Source organism: Actinospica durhamensis, from assembly GCF_018139695.1.
Taxonomy (GTDB): domain Bacteria; phylum Actinomycetota; class Actinomycetes; order Streptomycetales; family Catenulisporaceae; genus Actinospica; species Actinospica durhamensis.
The window spans coordinates 1-1,264 of record NZ_JAGSOG010000588.1; the positions used below are offsets into that span (position 1 = coordinate 1).

Annotated in this window: 1 protein-coding gene; it reads left to right on the top strand. The window is 73.6% G+C overall.

Going from position 1 to position 1,264, the window contains the following annotated elements; genetic code table 11:
* Nucleotides 1-1,204 (top strand): FAD-dependent oxidoreductase (locus KDL01_RS41200; protein ID WP_212534155.1); only part of this gene is annotated, 1,204 nt, incomplete at its 5' end.
* Nucleotides 1,205-1,264 lie beyond the last annotated feature (60 nt).

The window sequence follows — 1,264 nt, forward strand, 5'->3', positions numbered from 1 at the left end:
CGTCGGCGCCGGTCCCGCCGGCATGGCCACCGCCCTGTCCGTCCACCAGGCCGGCCACGACGTCGCCCTGTTCGAGCGCCATCCACAGGCCCGGCCCGCCGGCAACATCCTGAACCTGTGGCCCGCCCCCATCAAAGCGCTGGGCCTGCTCGGCGTGGACACCGAGGACCTCGGAGCGCCCTGCGCCACCGAGTTCCGCAACGCCGCCGGGCACCGCCGCGTCAAGGTGCTGCTGCCGGAGGAAATCCAGCGCGAGTACCGCGGCGGCTTCATCGGACTGCTGCGACCCGAGCTCTACCAGCGCATGCTCGCCGCGCTGCCCGACGGCGTGCTCCGCACCGGATGCGAGGTCGAGGACATCGAGCAGGACCGGTCCGGGGTGCGCCTGCACCTGTCCGACGGCTCCGTACACGAGGCCGACGTGGTGGTGGGCGCCGACGGCATCAACTCCCTGGTGCGCCGGACGCTGTGGGGCGAGACCCCGATCCGTCAGCACAACCTGCAGATCTTCGGCGGCTACACCTTCGACGAGTCGATCCCGGGCGAACGCGGCCTGTGCCTGATCTCGCACGACCGCACCGTGCAGGGCAGCGTCACCGAGATCCGGTTCGAGGGCCGACCCGGCCGGCAGTGGTGGGTCCTCGAAGCCTGGGACGCCTCCCGCGAGTTCACCGGCGACCTGCACGCCCGCGCCACCGAACTCGCCGCCCGCTTCCCCGGCACCCTGCCCGCCCTGGTCGCCGCCACCGACCCCGCGCACGTCCAGCGCTGGCCGATCCGCGACCGCAAGCCGATCAAGCAGTGGTCCAAGGGCCGGGCCACCCTGGTGGGCGACGCCGTCCACCCCACCTCGCCCTACGCCGCGTACGGCGCGGGCATGGCCACCGAGGACGGCTACTTCCTCGGCCGCCGCCTGGCCGGAGTGGACCTGAGCGACCCCCGGCAGATCGCCGCCGCCCTGCAGGCCTTCGAGGAACCGCGGCGCCCGCACACCGCCCGGCAGTCCCAGCAGGCCTTCATCCTCGGCCAGGTCTTCCACCACGCCCCGGCGCCGCTGCGCCCGATCCGCGACGCGATCCTGGACCACACCCCGCTGCTGCAGAAAGTCGTCGGCGAAGCCACCCCCGGCGAGATCATCAAGCAGATCGGCGAGATCGACCGCGCCGAGGCCGCGTTCCGCGCAGCCCTCGGCACGAGCGTCTGACGCGGCCGAGACCACACAACGGCCGCGCCACCCGGGGCGCTCACCCGCCCCGGGTGGCTC